This is a genomic window from Paenisporosarcina sp. P4_B8, assembly GCF_056402175.1.
Window position 1 is genome coordinate 68,398 of sequence record NZ_JBFUHX010000002.1, and the last position, 18,924, is coordinate 87,321.

Genomic DNA, 18,924 nt, shown 5'->3' on the forward strand with positions numbered 1-18,924 from the left:
TTTTCTACGATAGTAATGGCATAATTGGGATTAAGAAAGAATATTCAGAATAAAAGGGGTGTCTAGTATGTTGTTGAAAGATCAAACCATAATTATTACGGGTGGTTCTAGTGGTATGGGTTTCTATATGGCTAAGCGTTTCGTAGAAGAAGGTGCAAACGTTGTCATTACTGGACGAGATATGGAGCGTCTGGAAACAGCTCAAAAAGCTATTTCACATGATTCCAAGAGTGTAGGTATTTTTCAAATGGACGTTCGCGAACCAGAACATGTGAAGGCAATGGTTCAGTACACGGACGAGAGATATGGGAAAATAGATGGACTGGTTAATAATGCTGCGGGCAATTTTATCGTTCATGCGGAAAAGCTTTCACCGAACGGCTGGAAATCCGTAATCGATATAGTCTTGAACGGAACATTTTATTGTTCGCAAGCAGTTGGTAACTATTGGATTGAGAAAGAGCAAAAAGGAGCCATTCTAAATATGCTGGCAACATATGCGTGGAATGCCGGTGCTGGTGTTGCTCATTCTGCAGCAGCTAAAGCGGGCGTTATGTCATTGACACGTACATTAGCTGTCGAATGGGGTACACAATATGGAATTCGGGTAAATGGTATCGCACCTGGTCCAATAGAACGTACTGGTGGTGCTGAAAAACTTTGGGAATCCGAAGAAGCTGCAGCACGAACGCTTAAATCTGTTCCACTTGGCCGACTCGGACGTCCTGAAGAAATTGCAGATCTTGCATCATTTATGCTTTCCGATAAAGCTTCATATATGAATGGAGAAATCATTACGCTTGATGGTGGTCAATGGTTAAATAAGTTTCCTTTTTAAGCTTAAAATCCATGATTTGACCCATACTAACTTTACTTCATTGAAAGGGTAGGATGAGTATGGATATATGGACTTGGCCTTTGCTATTCGTTATCGTCATCATAAGTTTGATTGGTTTGTACGGGACGTGGCGCGTTATGACGCTTGAAAGTAGACGGCAGCAAGTGAATGATACGCCAATTGCACAATCAGTAAAAGATAATCCCATTTCGTTTAATCCAATTTTCTGGGTATTTGTCGCTGCAGGCGCTTTTGTCTTCGTTATTATCATGTATTACGTAATGGCTTCTTCCGCTTAAACAGGGAAGAAGTTTTATTATGGATAAAACGTTTACGTCTATGTTCATTCACAGAATATGATATGATAAAAGAGTAGTATGCTGTTCGCAAGTAGAGCAGATAAAGGAGTAGAAGTGTATGATTTCGGTTACAAGCAGAGATTTTTTGGATATGCAAATCGAAGAATTCATCATCTCATCAGAAAAAGTAGCACATGTGCAAGTTGGAAATAGTGCAGAACATGCCCTATTAGTATTAACAAAAACAGGTTATTCATCCGTACCGGTTTTAGATTTCAAGTACCGTTTAAAAGGATTAGTCAGTACACAAATGATTACAGATTCTATTTTGGGACTTGATCACATCGAATACGAACGTCTACCGGATATAAAAGTGGATGAAGTAATGCAATCACCTGTTCCAACCATTCATATTAATGAAAAATTCAAAAAAGGACTTGATCTTTTGATTAATCATCCTTTCTTATGTGTAGTGGATGATGAAGAAACTTTTTTAGGTATTTTAACTCGACGAGTTGTATTGAAGCAATTGAAAAAACATATCTATCAAAATAATCAGTAATATGCAAAAATAAGAGAAGATCTCCATGGGAGGTCTTCTTTTTTCGTCTGTACAAAATTTTTACTTTAATATATCTATTTGATGAAAGCAGTTTTGAATAAAGGAGAGAAGCGCGTGACGACAAATGAATCACAAATCATCAAAATTCTGGCCGAAGAACGCAATATGAGAAAAGCTGCGGAACGACTTTTCCTATCTCAACCAGCATTATCCCAGCGCCTTCAATCCATTGAAAAAGAGTGGGGGGCTCAACTTTTTCTTCGTTCCCAAAAAGGCTTGACTGCGACACCTGCTGGCGAGATTGTCATCCAATTTGCTATTGATACGATTGCCAAACAAGAAGAAACATTTGAACTCATACAGTCGATGACATCAAAAGTACACGGCACTTTAAAAATTGCGTGTGCTTCAATTGTAGGACAGAACTGGTTGCCGATAGTCTTGAAAGACTTTGTCACGAAATATCCTGAAGCAAAAATATCCCTTATCACAGGATGGAGTTCAGAAATCGTAAAATCTCTTTACGATGGAGAGGCTCACATCGGCATCGTCAGAGGACATACGGAATGGAAAGGTACGAAAATTCATCTTTTCCGGGATACTTTGTATCTGGTTGATCAAGAGCTAAAGGAAGTAGAAGATGTTTTGTCAACCGACCGACCTTTTATTCAGTTCAAAAGTGATTCCAATTACTATCAAGAAATTCAGGCGTGGTGGCAACGCCATTTCTCTTCGAGTCCTAGGCGCCAGATTACGGTGGATCAGATAGAAACATGTAAACAAATGGCATTGAATGGAATTGGCTATGCCATCCTGCCATCAATTACGTTAAGTGGATTGGAAAAAGTAAATAAAATTGCCTTAACGAATCAAGCAGAAGAATTTGAATTGACTCGTGATACTTGGTTAATTGGTTATGAATCAGCTTTTGAATTGAGACAAGTAGAAGCATTTGTGAGTGTTGTGGAAGAACATGCAAAAAGATTGCATGATTATTCAAATTAAATAGATGTAATATTTTCAGATTTCCTGTACAATTAGTCCATATTTTAAGATTGAAAGGAGTTCAACAAGAATGAAACAGATGGATGCATATGAAATTATTTCTTATATTCAACACGCTAAAAAATCAACGCCGGTAAAGGCTTATGTAAATGGTGAGAACTTACAGAATCTTTCTTTCGGAGAAAACACAAAAATATTTGGCGAAGGCAATTCACTTGTACTTTTCGGAGAATGGTCTGAAATTGAAGCTGCCTTGGCTATGCATAAAGAACAAATTTCAGATGTGGTCGTTGAAAATGATCGACGTAATTCAGCAATTCCATTAGTGGATCTAAAGGGGATCAATTCCCGTATTGAACCTGGCGCGTTTATTCGCGATCAAGTGGATATCGGCAATAACTGTATCATTATGATGGGGGCAGTTATTAATATTGGAGCGGTAATTGGTGATGGCTCTATGATTGATATGGGTGCCATTCTTGGGGGACGTGCAACTGTCGGCAAAAACTGTCACATTGGGGCAGGAGCTGTGCTGGCAGGCGTCATTGAGCCACCTTCAGCAATGCCAGTAATTGTGGAAGACGATGTACTGGTTGGAGCAAACGCAGTTGTACTTGAAGGCGTGAAAATTGGAAAAGGTGCAGTTGTTGCAGCAGGAGCCATTGTTACAAAAGATGTTCCTCCATATACAGTAGTTGCGGGAACGCCAGCGAAAGTAATCAAAGAAATCGATGATAAAACAAAATCAAAAACAGAAATCATGCACGAACTTCGCCAATTGTAGGAAGCGATGATGAAAACTCTTCAACAAATACGACGTGATTTACATCAAATTCCTGAAATCGGTTTTCAAGAATTTAAAACACAAGCCTATTTATTAGAGGAAATTCAATTGCTGAATCAAGAACGGTTAACTGTCGTGAAGTGGAAAACAGGGATTGTTGTCCATGTTAAAGGGATTGATCCCAAAAAGACAATAGGTTGGAGAACTGATATAGATGGACTCCCAATCAATGAACAAACGGGGTTTTCCTATCAATCAACTCATATGGGTTATATGCATGCATGTGGTCATGATATCCATATGACGGTCGCGCTTGGGCTGTTAAGACAGCTTATTCAAACGCCTATAAATGATGATATGGTATTCCTATTCCAACCAGCAGAAGAAGGTCCTGGTGGAGCACTGCCAATGCGGGAATGGTTAAAAGAGAAACATCCAGAATTTCTACCTGATGTGATCTTAGCTTTTCATATTGCCCCGGAGTATCCTGTCGGCACGATTGCGACTCGTCCAGGTCTACTGTTTGCGAATACATCAGAGCTATTCATTGATTTACATGGTGTCGAAGGACATGCGGCGTATCCACATCGTACGAAAGACATGACGATTGCCGCAGCCAGTCTATTGCTCCAACTGCAGACGATTGTCAGTCGAGCAATCAATCCGTTGGAATCTGCAGTGGTGACAATTGGGAAAATGACATCCGGTACTGTTCAAAACATCATTTCGGGTCATGCCCGTTTAGAAGGTACAATCCGTACGATGGATGCAGTAACCATGCAAACAGTTAAAGAACGAATTGAAGCACTTTGTAAATCGACTGAAATTGCTTTTGATTGTAAAGTGCATATTGATTATGGCTCATCTTACTATCAAGTATTTAATTCAGAAGAAATTACACAAAACTTTTTATCATTTGCCAATCATGATGATACAACAAATGCAATCCATTGTGACCCAGCTATGACTGGGGAAGACTTCGGCTATTTCCTTCAAGAAATTCCAGGCTTCCTATTTTGGGCAGGCGTTGATTCATCGTATGGTCTACACAATGCCAAGTTGAATCCTGATGAAAAAGTAGTGGATTATCTCGTTCCATTTACAGGATCTTATATACGTTCGCTTTCGAATCATGATAACGATTAGTTATCATGATTTTTTTAAGTCTCAAATCGTTAGAATAACCATTTTATGGACATTTGTTGATAAAAATGTATATTTCCAGTTTTTTAAGGAACTTATAGATGGACAATTCGTACTAATCAATATAGAGATAAGGGGGAAAGAAAATGAAGCAAACTATTCGGTGGTGTTTTGCATTAAGCATATTATTTTTGCTTAGTCTTATGCCGATTACAGAAGCATACGCAGCACCACAACTGGAAGTAAAAGCTACTGCAGGCTTTCAAAATAAAATCAAATATGGAGAAGGATTGCCTCTGACTGTCACCGTAGTTAATTCGGGGGATGAATTTTCAGGTGATTTGGTGATTGATTATTCTGAATCCTACGGAATAGGTTCAGCCAAAGCCATTCCATTTACGATTGGTAAAGGTGAAACCAAAACAATAAATCTGGCTTTACCAGGATTATCAGAAGATATGGCCTATACCACTGACTATCAAATGTTTTATTTTTACGAAGGTGACTGGGAGAATGGAAAGGAAATTTCATATAAAGGGAATAAAAGTATCCGCCCCAATTCTTTTGGTCAAGATACAACTTTCTTCCTTACGTTAACTGAGAGCGCAGACCGTTTGCGTGCCTTATCCACTGTAAAAATGGTGGGTATGGGAGGCTCACAAATTATCCACTTAGGACAGATGAAAGATTTCCAATTCCCGACGGACAATGCTGCGTATGACCTTGCCAATTATTTAGTGATTGATGAGTACGTATTGGGAGATTTGGAACAGGAACAGCAACAAGCGATTCTTGACTGGATTCAAACCGGAGGGGTTGTTCTTGTTGGGGCATCAGATAATACAAGTGCTGAACTTGGTTTATTATCTGAAAAGATGCCACTAACTTTGACTGATGAACGAAAAACACTAAAAGCAGAAAAATTAACTGTATTCGCCAATAATAAGGAGTTTACAGAAGACATAGCAATTTTTGGAGCAAAAGCAAATGAGGGATCACGTGTCGTTATGAAGTCTGATAACGAACCAATCGCTGCTATAAATTCCATCGGAAAAGGTGCAATCATTCAGACGGCTTTTTCACTTGGTGATGAACCCCTTTCCAAACAAGCCAATTACTCATTCCTATTGACGGAGCTAATCAAAAAAGCCAATGTTAATCAAATTTATCAAAATTATGGTGGTCAAAATATAAAAGAACAAATGTCATACGAAGTGGGACAGATGAACGAACTGTTTCCTTCATTCCAAGTATCTACGCCCTTAATGATTACAATTGTCATCATTTACATTATTCTGGTTGGACCATTATTGTATTTCCTATTAAAAAGAAAAGATAAGCKGGAACACGCATGGTGGATTATACCGGCAATATCCATTTTGGCTTCTTTAGCCATTTTTGCTTACGGTGCTAAAGATCGCCTTGTGCGTCCTCAAATTCAACAATCAAGTTTTTATGAAGTTCAAGCCGATGGCAGTCTCTCTGGATATTACGTCGAGTCACTGCTTTCCAATCGCAGTGGAAACTTCACTTTTGAGGCTGAAAACGGAACGACCATGGTTGCTTCAAAACGAATGAATCCATTCACAAGTAACTCCGGCAATGTGCAAGCAATGTCGATTTTAAATGAACAGGCAGATAAGGATCAATTGACCGTACGAGATGTTGGTTATTGGTCTGTTTCATCCGTCATTGGAGAATCCAATATACAAGAAGTGGGTCAATTTGCTATTGATTTGACGGTTGAGGGTGGAAATGTTCGGGGAACTGTGAAAAATGAATTCCCATTTGCTCTGAAGGATGTTGCCATTTGGTCAGGAACAAAAATGATTAACCTCGGAGATTTAGAATCAAATGAGTCCGTTGAGGTGAATGAACCAGTAGGTTCGGCATTATTGGTACCAATTGCTATGAGCAACGGTTCACAACAATCCATGGGATTTGGTTCAGCAATGAAAGCGGCTGACCTACCTAAAGAACGCAAAAATAGTTTGATTCGCATGTCGCAAATGACAGGTGTTCAAAAGACACAACCTGCAATTGTTGCACATACAGAAGATGCAATCGTACCTGTATCCTTGAAGGATGCGCGTGCAGAAATGTCAGCAATCAATATGATTTACCAGACATTCTCACCAAAAACCATCTTTTCTGGTGAATTTACTTTACCGTCTTCAGCTTTCGATATTGCTGTGAACACAGAAGAAACGTCCGGTTATTATAATCAAATGAGTGAAAGTAAGTTCGAATGGTTTATGTCAAATGGTTCGTATTCATATGAATGGACGATTCCAAGTAACGTTCCGGTGAAAGATGTAAAATGGAAAGAACTTCAATTGGCAAATACTGACACTTCTTCGATTTCAGTAGAAATTTATAATGTTGCTACAAAGGCATTTGAAGAAGTTACAAGCGGACGGTTTTCTATCAAAGAAAATATAGACCAATATATTTCAGCTGATGGGAAAATTAAGTTCAAAGTGAATAAACAAGCTTCAAACGGTGACGATTATACTCGTTTGCCAGAATTACGCTTAAAAGGGGAGGTCCAAAAATGATTGAAATTAAAGGGCTTACCAAAAAATACGGCTCATTTTACGCATTGAACGACTTAAATTTAACTTTAAGTGAAGGTACTGTATTTGGATTTGTTGGAGCCAATGGGGCAGGGAAATCCACCACCTTTTCTATTTTAGCTACACTTCTGCAACCGACTGCCGGGGATGCATTTATTAATGGGAAGAGTGTGAAAACTGAACCGCATGAAGTTCGAAAACAGATTGGTTATATGCCTGACTTTTTCGGTGTATATGACCAATTAAAAGCAGATGAGTATCTTGATTTTTATGGAGCAAGTTACGGCATTCCTGAAACTGAGAGAGCACAGCTTATTCCTCAGTTATTGGAACTTGTGAATTTGTCACATAAACGATATGAATACGTAGATTTGCTTTCACGGGGGATGAAGCAACGTTTATGTCTGGCACGGGCATTGATTCATGATCCGAAAGTATTGATTTTGGATGAACCTGCCTCTGGATTGGATCCAAGGGCGCGTGTTGAAATGCGCGATATTTTAAGACAACTGAAAGGAATGGGGAAGACCATCCTTATTTCATCACATATCTTGCCTGAGCTTGCTGAAATGTGTGATGAAATCGGTGTGATTGATGGAGGCAAACTGATTGCTCATGGCTCCGTCTCAGATATTCAGGCTCAATTAAAAGGAGAACGTCTCATTACGGTAAAACTTAAAGGGTTACCTGATCGTGCAGAAAAGTTCTTTGAAGAAGATCCATTTGTTACAGGAATTGAACTACTGCCTGAGGAACACACAATTAAGTTTAAATATCGCGGGTCAGAAGACGATCAGATGCGCTTACTGAAGCATGCAATAGAAGAGAACTTGTCTATTTTGTCATTTGCTGAGCAAGAAACAGATTTAGAGGATGTCTTTATGGAAATAACGAAAGGAGTGGAGACAGTATGAGACTCAATGTGAATAATCCGGTTCTCGTTAAAGAAGTGAAGCTCCGCTTCCGATCGCTGAAAAGTTTCACCGGTATTTTGTTTTATTTGATTGCCATGAGTATTTTTGTATTTGGTTTCATCTTTTTGACGACAGCTTTTACTGGTACCGGCTTTTTCAGACCAGAAGAGAGTTTCTTCCTGTTTGGCTTACTAACGTTCATCCAGTTAGGGTTGATCTTGTTTATTACACCTGGCTTAACGGCAGGAACCATCAGTACGGAACGTGAAAAACAAACGCTTAATATTTTGTTGACCACATCACAAAGTTCCCTACAAATCATTCTAGGTAAATTATCTTCATCCATCGCATTTTTGGTGTTGATGCTTATTGCAGGACTGCCAATTTATAGTTTGGTGTTCTTATTCGGTGGCATATCACCGGGGCAATTAGGTTTGATTTTCCTTTTCTTCTTTTTAACCATGATAACTGTAGGGAGCATTGGTGTTATGTTTTCAACCATCACCAAAAAGACAATTGTCTCCATGATTGCAACATATGGGACGATGATTTTCCTGGCAGGAGTTACAGCCTTTTTCTTCATGATTACTATACAAGTAAACATGTTGGGTTCGGGAGCTACTCCAAGTCCATCACCTTTTGCTCACTTCTGGGCGAGCATCAATCCAGGAATATTAATTTTCTCTTTGTTAAATCCCATGACGGGAGACTTTGTCAATGAAGCGACGAAAGTTGATTTCCCGGTTTGGGCAGGATACACCATTTTTTATGTCTTGTTAGCTGCACTTGCGATTACCGTCTCAATCAAGAAATTACGTGTCAATATGAAGAAACAAAAATGAGGAGATGCACACCATGAATAACCGGGATCAACTATTAGCCTTTGTAAAAAAAGTTCATAGAAGATTGATTAGCGAACATTTATTTCGAGTTACACAAACTGCATTATGTTTTGGTCTCTTTGTTGTCGCGGTTGTGTTTCTAGCTTCTCGGTTATTTGTATTCCCTTATTACGTATCGTGGGCTATGGCGGCTGGAGGTATTTGCTTTGCTATTGCGTTGGCTTGGGGCGTTTATAGAAAGCCAACTTATTCGTCCTCACTCCTTCAGTCTGATCAATATTTTCCGGAGAATTTACTGATAACCGCATTACATTCCAACGAGAATGAATCCGGGTTACTGCAATCTCTTCGTGAAAAAACAGCAAATATGACAAAAACAGCTTTTGATTTATTCAAGCTGAGAAAAAAGGATTTATGGCGTATGAAGCCATTGATTGGCATTGGGATTGCGTCAATGGTATTGCTCTTCCTCATTGCCTTTCCATCTGCAACACAGCTTCAAGCGAAAGACGTTGAGCTTGAAAAAGAGTTAGTGAAACAAATCAAGAAAGAAGTAGCTAAAACAATAAAGAAAAAAACACCTGAATCTCTTAAAAAAGAACTTCAGAAATTAGAAAATGATTTAAAGAAAACAGAAACATCGGAAGAAGCGTTGCGTGAGTTAATTAAAAAGCAAAAAGAACTTCAGTTACGTGAGCAACAACTTACTGACAAACAACAGGCTGCCAAATTAAGTGAGGATCCGAAAGATGGACTGACGTCTGCCGAAAAAGAGGAATTGGCTGCACTGAAAAAAGCCACAAAAAATCTTGCTGAACAGGCAGGTAAGACACAAACAGCTTTAAGTAAATTAGGGAAACCGAGTGGAACTCCTGTTCAAACTGCTTCAGGGCAAACAAATCCATCAAACTCCAATTCAAGTAACGGCCAGACAGGTACCCAAGGAACAGGACAGGGTCAAACTTCATCGGGTACTCAAGGCTCACCTGGTCAAAGTTCAAATCAAGGTCAAGGACAAGGTCAGGGACAAGGACAAGGTCAGGGACAAGGTCAAGGACAAGGGCAAGGCCAAGGCCAAGGGCAAGGACAAGGGCAAGGACAAGGGCAAGGGCAAGGGCAAGGGCAAGGACAGGGTCAAGGACAAGGGCAAGGTTCGGGTCAAGGTGGTTTGAAAGGCGGATCCGGATCGGGAAGTCGAAATTTATTGTCGGTTCCGTCAAGAATAGGTGGTTCGAGCCAGTCAACTGTCGATAGTGGGAAAATTGGAGAAGGTTCTTCAGCGGAAGAACAAGATAGTGCTGTTCCAGTAAAGAAAGGAACAGTCAAACCTTATGATGCGGTAGTTGGTTCATACAGAAATTCGTACTTAAAGAGTTCCGAAAGGCTTCAATTACCACCAGATTTACAACGAATTGTACAGGATTACTTTTCATCACTAGAAACAAGCGAATAATGGAGGTTTCCCATGTCATTTACACCTACAAACTATGAAGAAATGAGTCAGCGTTTAAACGAAGTAAAACAGGAAATCGGTCAATATATCGTTGGCCAGCAAGAGGCTGTCGATTTTACTCTTTACTCGGTCTTGGCAGATGGGCATGCCCTCCTGGAGGGTTTGCCAGGTCTCGGAAAAACGATGTTGATAAGAACCATTTCTGAAGTATTGGATTTATCATTCTCAAGAATCCAGTTTACTCCTGATTTGATGCCTTCAGATATTACCGGAACGAGCATAATCGAACGATCGGAAGATGGCAAGCAAACATTTTCATTTAAACAAGGACCTATTTTTAGCCAACTCGTTTTAGCAGATGAAATAAACCGCGCTACGCCGAAAACACAGAGTGCTTTGCTTGAAGCGATGGGTGAAAAAACAGTCACAGTACTTGGCGATACGAAACAAATGGCTAAACCGTTTTTTGTCCTGGCCACACAAAATCCAATTGAAATGGAAGGGACCTATCCACTGCCAGAAGCTCAAATGGACCGATTTTTATGCAAAATAGTAATTCCCTATCCTTCAAAAGAAGAATTAAAAGAGATTGTTATAAGAACAACGGGTGCGAAGAATATACAACTTCAAAAAGTGATGAATGCTGAAGAATTAATGATTGCTCAACATATGGTCAGAGAAGTGTTGATCGCTGACGATATGCTTGCATACGCAATTGATTTGACTTCTGCAACACACCCAAATGAAGAGGCAACAGATGAGGTTAAACAGTATGTTCAATATGGAAGTGGACCACGTGGCCTTCAAAGTCTGATTCGATTGGCTAAAGCCCGGGCGCTCGTTGCTGGACGCTATCACGTGTCGATTGCTGATATTAAATCAGTTGCCATACCCGCCCTTCGACATCGCATGCTTTTAAATTACGAAGGAGAAGCGGAAGGGAAAACAGCCGATTCCATTCTCAGTGATTTACTTCAATCCATCAAACAAGGACAAACTTCATGAAAAAAGATTCCATTTTACCAGAGGACTGGTCCTCTAAAATTGGACGCTTACAAATTTCAACAAAGTCTAAATTGCGTGGTCAGCATAAAGGGTCTCATCGTTCGATGCGTTTTGGTTCTTCACTCGACTTTTCAGACTTCAGGGAATATCACCCGGGTGACGATGTAAGGCAAATTGATTGGAATGTCTTTGCAAGGACAGACAAATATTTCATCAAACGGTTTTTGGATGAGCAAGAAATGCGTGTGCATATTTTGTTGGATAGTACAAAGTCGATGCAAGAAGAAAAAAAGTGGCTTTTGGCTAAACAACTGACCATTTCACTTGGACAACTTGTATTGGGGAGAGACGATCGGTTATCGTTTGCGACGCCTACTGAAGAGAAGATAGCCCCTTTCAGACGAAAGGGTGCCGTGTACAGAAAGGCTTTTACATCATACATAACCAATCTTTCCGAACCTGCAATGAACACCTCTTTCACTCATCAGTCCGCGCAATACAGTGCTAAAGATTGCACGGTATTATTTATCATCACGGATGGACTCGAACCAATTGCTGACTGGGAAAGATGCTTACGTTCGATGCCAAGATTTTCTCAGGATATACGGTTGATTCTCGTACAATCGAGTGATGAAGTGGCGCCACAATTCTCAGGGGACTTACAATTGGTCGATCGCGAAACAGAGGAACGATTGAATGTGTCCGTTTCTTCGAGAATAGTGGAAGATTACGGAAAGAAAAGACATCAGCATTTTCAGGAACTTGATATTCTGTGTCGCCGATTTGGTATTCACACTTTAAAAGTGGAGACAAAGGACGATATCAGTCATATTCTTTTCCATCAAATGATTCGGTCAAACTGGATAAATTGAGGTGAGCCGTCTATGGGCTTTGGACAACTAGTATTTTTATGGACGGCGATCATCCCGATCACTGTACTTCTCTATTATTTCTTCCGAAAAAAATATATAGAAAAAAAGATTTCTTCCACAATGTTCTGGGAAACCGTCATGAAAGAAACAAAAGTTTCTCCGTATCTTCAATATTTGCAACGCAATGCCTTATTTTACTTGCAAATGCTCGCCCTGTTATTGCTTATGTTCGCATTACTTCAGCCATATCTCAAATCACAGGCGATTGCGGGGGAACACATTATTTGGGTTGTGGATACTTCCGCCACCATGCTTGCAACAGCAAATGGGGAGACGGTCTTTGAACAACATAAAAAAGAAATGAATGCGCTGTCTGAACAATTGGCCGGTAAACCTTTAACGATGATCACGACGGGTGAAGAGCCGACTATTTTATTGCGTGACGAAACGAATGAAAATGTGATCAAATCGACGATTGATCAATTGGAAGTGCAATATGAACAAGAGAACTTACCTAAAATGCTGGATTTCACAAAATCACTTCTAAATGGAAAAGAAACAGCAATATACTTGTTCACGGATCACGTTGAAAGAAACGAACTCCCCTTGGAGAACGAAACCCTTACGTGGTTTGTAAAAGGAGCACCAGAGAATTTGGAGAATGTCTCCATCTTACGTTTTGGTGCAACCGCTTCCGATAAAGGTGTTGCAGCATTAATTCAGCTAGAAAATGAGAGTGCAGATGATAAGAAGGGAACATTGGAAATCAGCTCACTGGAAAATGGAGAGGTTTTACTCAAAAGGGAAGTTGTAATTCCGGCAAAAGACACACTGTCTCTATCATTCAAAGAATTACCTGATGCAGAAGGGTTTACAGCTAATCTGCTAGTAGATGATGATTACACAACTGATAACGAGTCATCCGTTTTATTACAGAAACAATCGGCTCAAACTTACGTAGATGGGAATCTCCATGAACTCGTTTCAGCAGCCTTTCAAGCCATGGATATTCCCGTGAGTTCTGTTCCCACTGAACAATTAAGTGACTTGCCTGGGGAAGCAGTTGTGGTGACCAATCAAACTTCCCAACTCTCTATTTCTGAATCACCTGTCCTGTTAATAGGACGGAATGATGAAAATGCCAAAGAAGTAAATGGCACGATTGCGACGGAGCGAGATGATGTGTTTGCCTATGCGGATATGTCGGATATATTCGTCAGCAGCTTGTACCCTCCGTTTCCTGAATATGAGACAATCGCCCGAGTAGAAGAGCAGCCGTTCATCCAACGATCGGACAGGGGAGATTTAATCATATTAGCAGACATACAGATGACCGATTGGCCACTACATCCATCATTTCCATTGTTTTTATGGAGTGCACGGGAACAAATGGCAACGAACGAGAATGAAATCGGAACTTTTTCACCAAATGAACGAAAATCACTGTCGTTGGTGGCGGATGAAGAGAAGAATGAATGGGAAGTTTTTTCGAAATCCAATGAGTATATCAAAACAATACAAAATGGCGGGCAATTCTCGGCGCCAAGTCGACCAGGACTTTATGTTTTGAAATCAGGAAATATTGAAAAGCACTTTGCCGTTGCACTGGAACAACAAGAGAAACACCTTGAAAAAGGAACTTCTTTTGCAATTGGCTCGGCTTCGCAAGTAGACGTACAGGAGACCGTCAAGACTTCATTAGTTCCGTGGTTCCTACTTCTCATTGTATTATTGCTAATGATTGAATGGGAGGTGCAACGACGACGTGGGATTACGAATTGAATCGCCTGTCTGGCTTTTGTTATTCATATTGCCAGCTGCCTATTTTGCGTTTGCATGGTGGAAAAGTAAAAACCGAATGACTCGGGAGCATAAGTTTATTTTTGTCATCCGAGTAGTAGCAGTAAGTTTGCTGATTTTTGCATTGGCAATGCCTTCTTTACTATTACCGATTAAAGAAGAGCAACTACTGTTTGTAGTAGACAGGTCGGCCTCGACCAAAGGGACTGATAAGCAGTACACAGAGTTTCTCGTAAAAGCTCTTGCTGAAAAGAAAGATCATCAAGCGGTCGGCCTCTATTCGTTTGACGGTAAATTTCAAACCCAGGTACCTTTATCTCTATTAACAGAAGATGTACCAGAATTTATCGGTTCTGAAAATGATAGCAAAACCAATATTTCTGAAAGTATACAACTTGCAACCAATCTTGCGGATCAACAAAAAGCGACGCGCATCGTTTTGTTATCCGATGGACTGGAAAATGCCGGATCTGTATCCGATCAACTATCGAGGATGACAGGCGGTAATGTGGAAATAGATACGTATATATTAAATCGTCCTGAATCGGAAGATGTTGCCATCACTAGTTTTGAAACACCTCCTGTAGCGTTTGAAGGAGAACAGCAACAACTGCTTGTTCAAGTGGAATCAACGAAAGCCGTAAAAGGTGAACTAATTCTTTCTCAAAATGACCAGTTTCTATCAAAACAATCTGTCCAGATCGAGCCTGGTTCTAATACTTTCACACTCCGCCATGCATCAGTTGGAGAAGGATTGTTGAAATATCAGGTTCAATTAAATGTCACAGGTGATGCTTTACTTGAGAATAATCAGTTAACAAGTGTAACGATGGTTGAAAGCGCTCCGCATTTACTGGTAGTGAGTAGTGATAAATTGACTTCCCCCATACCATCCTATATCGATGGTCAAGTGGTAAAAGTTGATGCAATTCAAGCTTCAGACTTGCCATTCGACTTGTCGAATTATTTAGCGTATGATGCTATTATTTTTGACAATGTTCCAGGTTATCAAGTAGGCGAAGCCAAAATGACAGTAATCGAACAAGCGGTAAAAAATTTCGGTGTCGGCTTTATGATGGTCGGAGGAGATAATAGTTATGGACTGGGAGGCTATTTTAAAACACCGATAGAAAAATTGCTTCCCGTTGAAATGGAAGTGAAAGGTAAGCAACAATTGCCTTCTCTCGGACTGATTATTGTCATGGACCGCTCGGGTAGTATGGCTGGCAATAAATTTGAACTGGCAAAAGAAGCAGCAGCACGATCAGTTGAATTATTGCGGGATGACGACACACTAGGCTTTATTGCTTTTGATGATCGTCCATGGGAAATCATTGAAGCGAAAACACTGACTGATAAAAAAGAAGCACTTGAAAAAATCTTGTCCGTTTCTGTAGGCGGGGGTACCGAGATTTACCCAGGTCTCGAACTTGCTTACGAACGACTATCCGATTTAAAATTGCAACGCAAACATATCATTTTGTTGACGGATGGACAATCTGCTACTCAAAATGACTATGAAGAACTGATTACAGAAGGTCTTGGGGATAAAAACATTACTTTATCAACAGTAGCCATTGGGCAAGATGCAGACCGAGCGTTGCTAGAAGAATTGGCACAATTCGGCACAGGACGTTTCTATGATGTCAGTGATGAAAGTACGATTCCGGCCATTTTATCACGGGAAACCGTGATGATTTCAAGGACATATATTGAAGATAATCCCTTTTATCCGATTATCCGAGGCGATGCGGCCTGGACTAGTTTATTTTCGGATGGAGTTCCACAACTAAATGCATATATTGCAACGACTGCGAAACAAACTGCGACCGTTGTCGCTGAAAGTACGAAAGAAGATCCTGTTATTGCGGAATGGATGTATGGATTAGGTAGAACAATTGCGTACACATCCGATTCAACCGGTGCTTGGAGTGGAGACTTTGCACGCTTCAGCGAGTGGGGAAATTTCTGGAACACTGCGGTATCAAGATTGCTACCATCATATAGTGAAGTTCCATTCGATATCCGAAAATCCCAAGATGGTTCTTATTCGGTTACGGATCCATCCGGTCAATCGTCCTTTCTGGATATTGTAGCGGTGAACGAAGCGGGTGAAGAAATCGAAAGTCTGTCTGAACCGATTTCACCTGGCAAAAGCCGTGTTTCATTCGATGCGGATCCAGGGCTGATTTTCCTTAGAATATCAAATGAACAAAACAGCATGTATCAGGCGGGTATTTCAATTCCTTACAGTGAAGAATACAAAATTCAGCCGCCTAATAAAGGGCTGATGGAGGAAATCGCCAAGCGTACAGGCGGAAAAGTGATTACCAGTCCTGAACAGGCGATGCGGGATATACAATTTGAGAGCTTCGAAAGTAAAAGTATTCAAAATTGGTTAGTCCTAATCGCGATGTTATTATTTTTCATTGATATCACATTAAGAAGATTTGGTTGGCGTATGATTTCTGGAGTGACTTCTCATCTGAAAAAATCGACAGTTGAAAACGTTACACGAGCTAATGATACGAATGTTGCTCAACTACTGAAAGGGAAAAAGAAACGTTAAAGGTAAAGTGGGGAGTACAAAATGATCGTCCATGAAAGTGATCGATTGGCATTAAAGGTTTTTTCGGTTGAAGATGAAGAGGCGGCAAAGAATTTTTGGGGGAATGCCGAAGTGATGGTGCATTGTGGGGGGCCTACACCACATGAAATGTTAGGAAAAGTTCTAATGTCCTATCAAGCATGCCATGAAAAAAAAGGGCTCTCTGTTTATGCGGTGGTCGAAAAAGAGACCAGTGAAGTAATTGGAGCAGCTGGTTTCAATGTAGCGAGCGGCTTGGAAAAAGTTGAATTGATTTATCATCTTTCTAAAGACAGCTGGGGGAAGGGGTATGCGACAGAAGCAGCAGTAGCATGCATCGAAATTGCGAAGCAAACCGATGGAGTGGACACGATATTTGCCTCTGCTGATCCTCACAATGTCAGTTCCACTAAAATTCTCGAAAAAGCAGGATTTCAGTTTATCGAAATGAAGTGGTTTGATGACACTAATCAAGAAGAGCCCTACTTCGAATATCAAGTTTTACAAGATGATAAATGAAAAAGGTTGTTCTCGGAAGGTAAGCCTTCCTGGAACAACCTTTTTCTTATTTATTATTCTGACTCTGTTCTTCGCTGCGGGGTCTTGGCAATCCATTTTTCCGCAGGAAAGATTAGGGCCAAAAATAGTTTGGCACTAGTCTTTGCGAAGAAGTTAGCGTAGCGATGCAACGTACTTTCATGTTTCGAAGCTAGCGTAGCGATGCAGAAACAGGAGCATTGGTCTAATCTTTGCGACGAAGCTAGCATAGCGATGCAACGTACTTTCATGTTTCGAAGCTAGCGTAGCGATGCAGAAACAGGAGCATTGGTCTAGTCTTTGCGACGAAGCTAGCGCAGCGATGCAGGAGCATTGGTCTAGTCTTTGCGACGAAGTTAGCGCAGCGATGCAGAAACAGGAGCATTGGTATAATCTTTGCGACGAAGCTAGCATAGCGATGCAGGAGCAGATGTTTATAGATGATTCCCTTACTGATTAACAATATCGTTAAACAGAACCAATTTATTAAATGACAACTGCCGATTTTCGCTGGGTAAGAGAAGCGATGAAGAAGCAAACAATCAATATAAGCGTGCCGGCCATATAAGGGAAGTTCATGTTGATGTCGAACAAAATTCCAGCCAAGGCCGGACCGACCATATTTCCTAAGCTCATATAAGCATTATTCATACCTGCTGCAAAACCTTGTTCAGTTCCAGCCTGTTTCGAAATCAGTGTATTCAATGCAGGTCTCAACAATGAAGCGGCTGTAAAGAATACACTCGACACAATCAAAATCGGCCAGAAACCATCAACAAATAGCACGGAAATCATAGCAAGAGCAGACACAAGTAGATTCACTAGAATCACTTTCAATTCGCCATACTTCATGAATAGTTTATTGATGACAAATGTCTGAACAATAACACCTACAAAGCCGCCTGCTGTAATTAATACGGCAATTTCACCTGGGGTAAATGCATATTTTTTATCCACATATAAAGCAATCGTTGACTGAAAATTTGCTAGACCAAATGAAAATACAAACATTACGATTAACATGACAAAATACGGTGTGGTCGTTGAATGTTTCATTTGTTTGAATAAGTTCTCTCGTTTAGTTGGCTTACCAGTTTGAACAGCTGGTGCTGTCTTAGGTAACACAAACATTGATATGACTGCTGCCACTAATGCTGCGCTCGTTGCCACATAAAAAGGAAAACGAAGGCTTACTTCTGCCAATAAGCCACCGATTGCTGGCCCAATCATAAAGCCAAGGGACATTGAAGCACCAAGCAATCCCATTCCTTTTCCACGCTCTTCTTCAGTCGTAATATCCGCGACGAATGCCATCATTGGCGGAACGATAAACGCCGAACCGACACCGCTAAAGAACCTTGCCAAATACAAAATCCATAAATCTGACGCTAATCCGAACATCAGTTGAGACAAACCGAAAATGACAAGTCCAACAATAATTAAATACTTACGACCATATTTATCTGATAAGTCTCCGGCTAAAGGAGAAAATAAAAATTGGGAAAAGGCAAACATGGCGATCAAAAATCCAAGTGCCTGACCAGCCACACCAAAGGTTTCCAAGTAATCTGGCATTATTGGAATAATTAAGCCAATTCCTGACATGGCAATGAACATATTAAACATCAGCACAAAAAGTGCAAAGCGATTTGATTTACCTGCCATTATACATCCTACTTTCTTGCTCAAACTGTTTCGAGTATCTAA

The 18,924-nt window shown here is 40.4% G+C and carries 16 protein-coding genes; 15 read left to right on the forward strand and 1 reads right to left on the reverse strand.

The genetic code is table 11. The annotated features are described in order from the left end of the window. The first annotated feature begins 67 nt into the window (after positions 1 to 67). The 15 genes from fadH to AC1DSK_RS02475 all read left to right on the forward strand — a co-directional run bounded on the left by fadH (position 68) and on the right by AC1DSK_RS02475 (position 17,199). On the forward strand, positions 68 to 838 hold the full coding sequence (fadH, locus tag AC1DSK_RS02405; protein WP_477546643.1) for a 2,4-dienoyl-CoA reductase: 771 nt from the start codon (positions 68 to 70) through the stop codon (positions 836 to 838). A gap of 59 nt (positions 839 to 897) precedes the next feature. Continuing rightward, positions 898 to 1,137: a hypothetical protein gene (locus AC1DSK_RS02410; RefSeq protein WP_016427863.1), complete on the forward strand. Its 240-nt coding sequence runs from the start codon at positions 898 to 900 to the stop codon at positions 1,135 to 1,137. A 118-nt stretch (positions 1,138 to 1,255) separates the two neighbouring features. Next, positions 1,256 to 1,699 carry a cyclic-di-AMP-binding protein CbpB gene (cbpB, locus tag AC1DSK_RS02415; protein ID WP_016427862.1) on the forward strand — a complete coding sequence of 148 codons (444 nt, stop codon included), beginning with the start codon at positions 1,256 to 1,258 and terminating at the stop codon, positions 1,697 to 1,699. Between the two features lie 81 nt (positions 1,700 to 1,780). Continuing rightward, a complete protein-coding gene (locus tag AC1DSK_RS02420; RefSeq protein ID WP_477546664.1) occupies positions 1,781 to 2,704 on the forward strand; it encodes a LysR family transcriptional regulator in 924 nt (307 codons plus the stop codon). Positions 2,705 to 2,774: 70 nt separating this feature from the next. Then, positions 2,775 to 3,488: a 2,3,4,5-tetrahydropyridine-2,6-dicarboxylate N-acetyltransferase gene (gene dapD, locus AC1DSK_RS02425; RefSeq protein WP_016427860.1), complete on the forward strand. Its 714-nt coding sequence runs from the start codon at positions 2,775 to 2,777 to the stop codon at positions 3,486 to 3,488. Positions 3,489 to 3,497: 9 nt separating this feature from the next. Next, positions 3,498 to 4,634, forward strand: coding sequence for an N-acetyldiaminopimelate deacetylase (locus AC1DSK_RS02430; protein WP_477546642.1), 1,137 nt, complete (start codon positions 3,498 to 3,500; stop codon positions 4,632 to 4,634). A gap of 143 nt (positions 4,635 to 4,777) precedes the next feature. Then, on the forward strand, positions 4,778 to 7,189 hold the full coding sequence (locus tag AC1DSK_RS02435) for a hypothetical protein (protein WP_477598042.1): 2,412 nt from the start codon (positions 4,778 to 4,780) through the stop codon (positions 7,187 to 7,189). Beyond that, positions 7,186 to 8,121, forward strand: a complete 936-nt coding sequence (locus AC1DSK_RS02440) for an ABC transporter ATP-binding protein (protein WP_477546640.1) — start codon at positions 7,186 to 7,188, stop codon at positions 8,119 to 8,121. The genes AC1DSK_RS02435 and AC1DSK_RS02440 overlap by 4 nt, the downstream gene beginning before the upstream one ends. Then, the gene (locus AC1DSK_RS02445; protein ID WP_477546639.1) at positions 8,118 to 8,963 is read left to right on the forward strand and encodes an ABC transporter permease; all 846 of its coding nucleotides are present in this window, start codon (positions 8,118 to 8,120) and stop codon (positions 8,961 to 8,963) included. The genes AC1DSK_RS02440 and AC1DSK_RS02445 overlap by 4 nt, the downstream gene beginning before the upstream one ends. A gap of 13 nt (positions 8,964 to 8,976) precedes the next feature. Continuing rightward, entirely contained in the window at positions 8,977 to 10,416 is a 1,440-nt protein-coding gene (locus tag AC1DSK_RS02450; protein ID WP_477546638.1) for a hypothetical protein, read from the forward strand. A gap of 12 nt (positions 10,417 to 10,428) precedes the next feature. Beyond that, positions 10,429 to 11,421, forward strand: a complete 993-nt coding sequence (locus AC1DSK_RS02455; RefSeq protein WP_342541877.1) for an AAA family ATPase — start codon at positions 10,429 to 10,431, stop codon at positions 11,419 to 11,421. Next, positions 11,418 to 12,293 carry a DUF58 domain-containing protein gene (locus AC1DSK_RS02460; protein WP_477546637.1) on the forward strand — a complete coding sequence of 292 codons (876 nt, stop codon included), beginning with the start codon at positions 11,418 to 11,420 and terminating at the stop codon, positions 12,291 to 12,293. Before AC1DSK_RS02455 ends, AC1DSK_RS02460 begins: the two co-directional genes overlap by 4 nt. 12 nt (positions 12,294 to 12,305) lie before the next feature. Continuing rightward, complete coding sequence (locus tag AC1DSK_RS02465) at positions 12,306 to 14,075, forward strand: vWA domain-containing protein (RefSeq protein WP_477546636.1); 1,770 nt, start codon at positions 12,306 to 12,308, stop codon at positions 14,073 to 14,075. Beyond that, complete coding sequence (locus AC1DSK_RS02470; protein WP_477546635.1) at positions 14,059 to 16,662, forward strand: VWA domain-containing protein; 2,604 nt, start codon at positions 14,059 to 14,061, stop codon at positions 16,660 to 16,662. The genes AC1DSK_RS02465 and AC1DSK_RS02470 overlap by 17 nt, the downstream gene beginning before the upstream one ends. A 21-nt stretch (positions 16,663 to 16,683) precedes the next feature. Beyond that, positions 16,684 to 17,199, forward strand: coding sequence for a GNAT family N-acetyltransferase (locus tag AC1DSK_RS02475; protein WP_477546634.1), 516 nt, complete (start codon positions 16,684 to 16,686; stop codon positions 17,197 to 17,199). Between the two features lie 504 nt (positions 17,200 to 17,703). On the opposite strand, the gene AC1DSK_RS02480 is transcribed toward AC1DSK_RS02475, so the two are convergent. After that, complete coding sequence (locus AC1DSK_RS02480) at positions 17,704 to 18,882, reverse strand: MFS transporter (protein WP_477546633.1); 1,179 nt, start codon at positions 18,880 to 18,882, stop codon at positions 17,704 to 17,706. Positions 18,883 to 18,924: the final 42 nt, after the last annotated feature.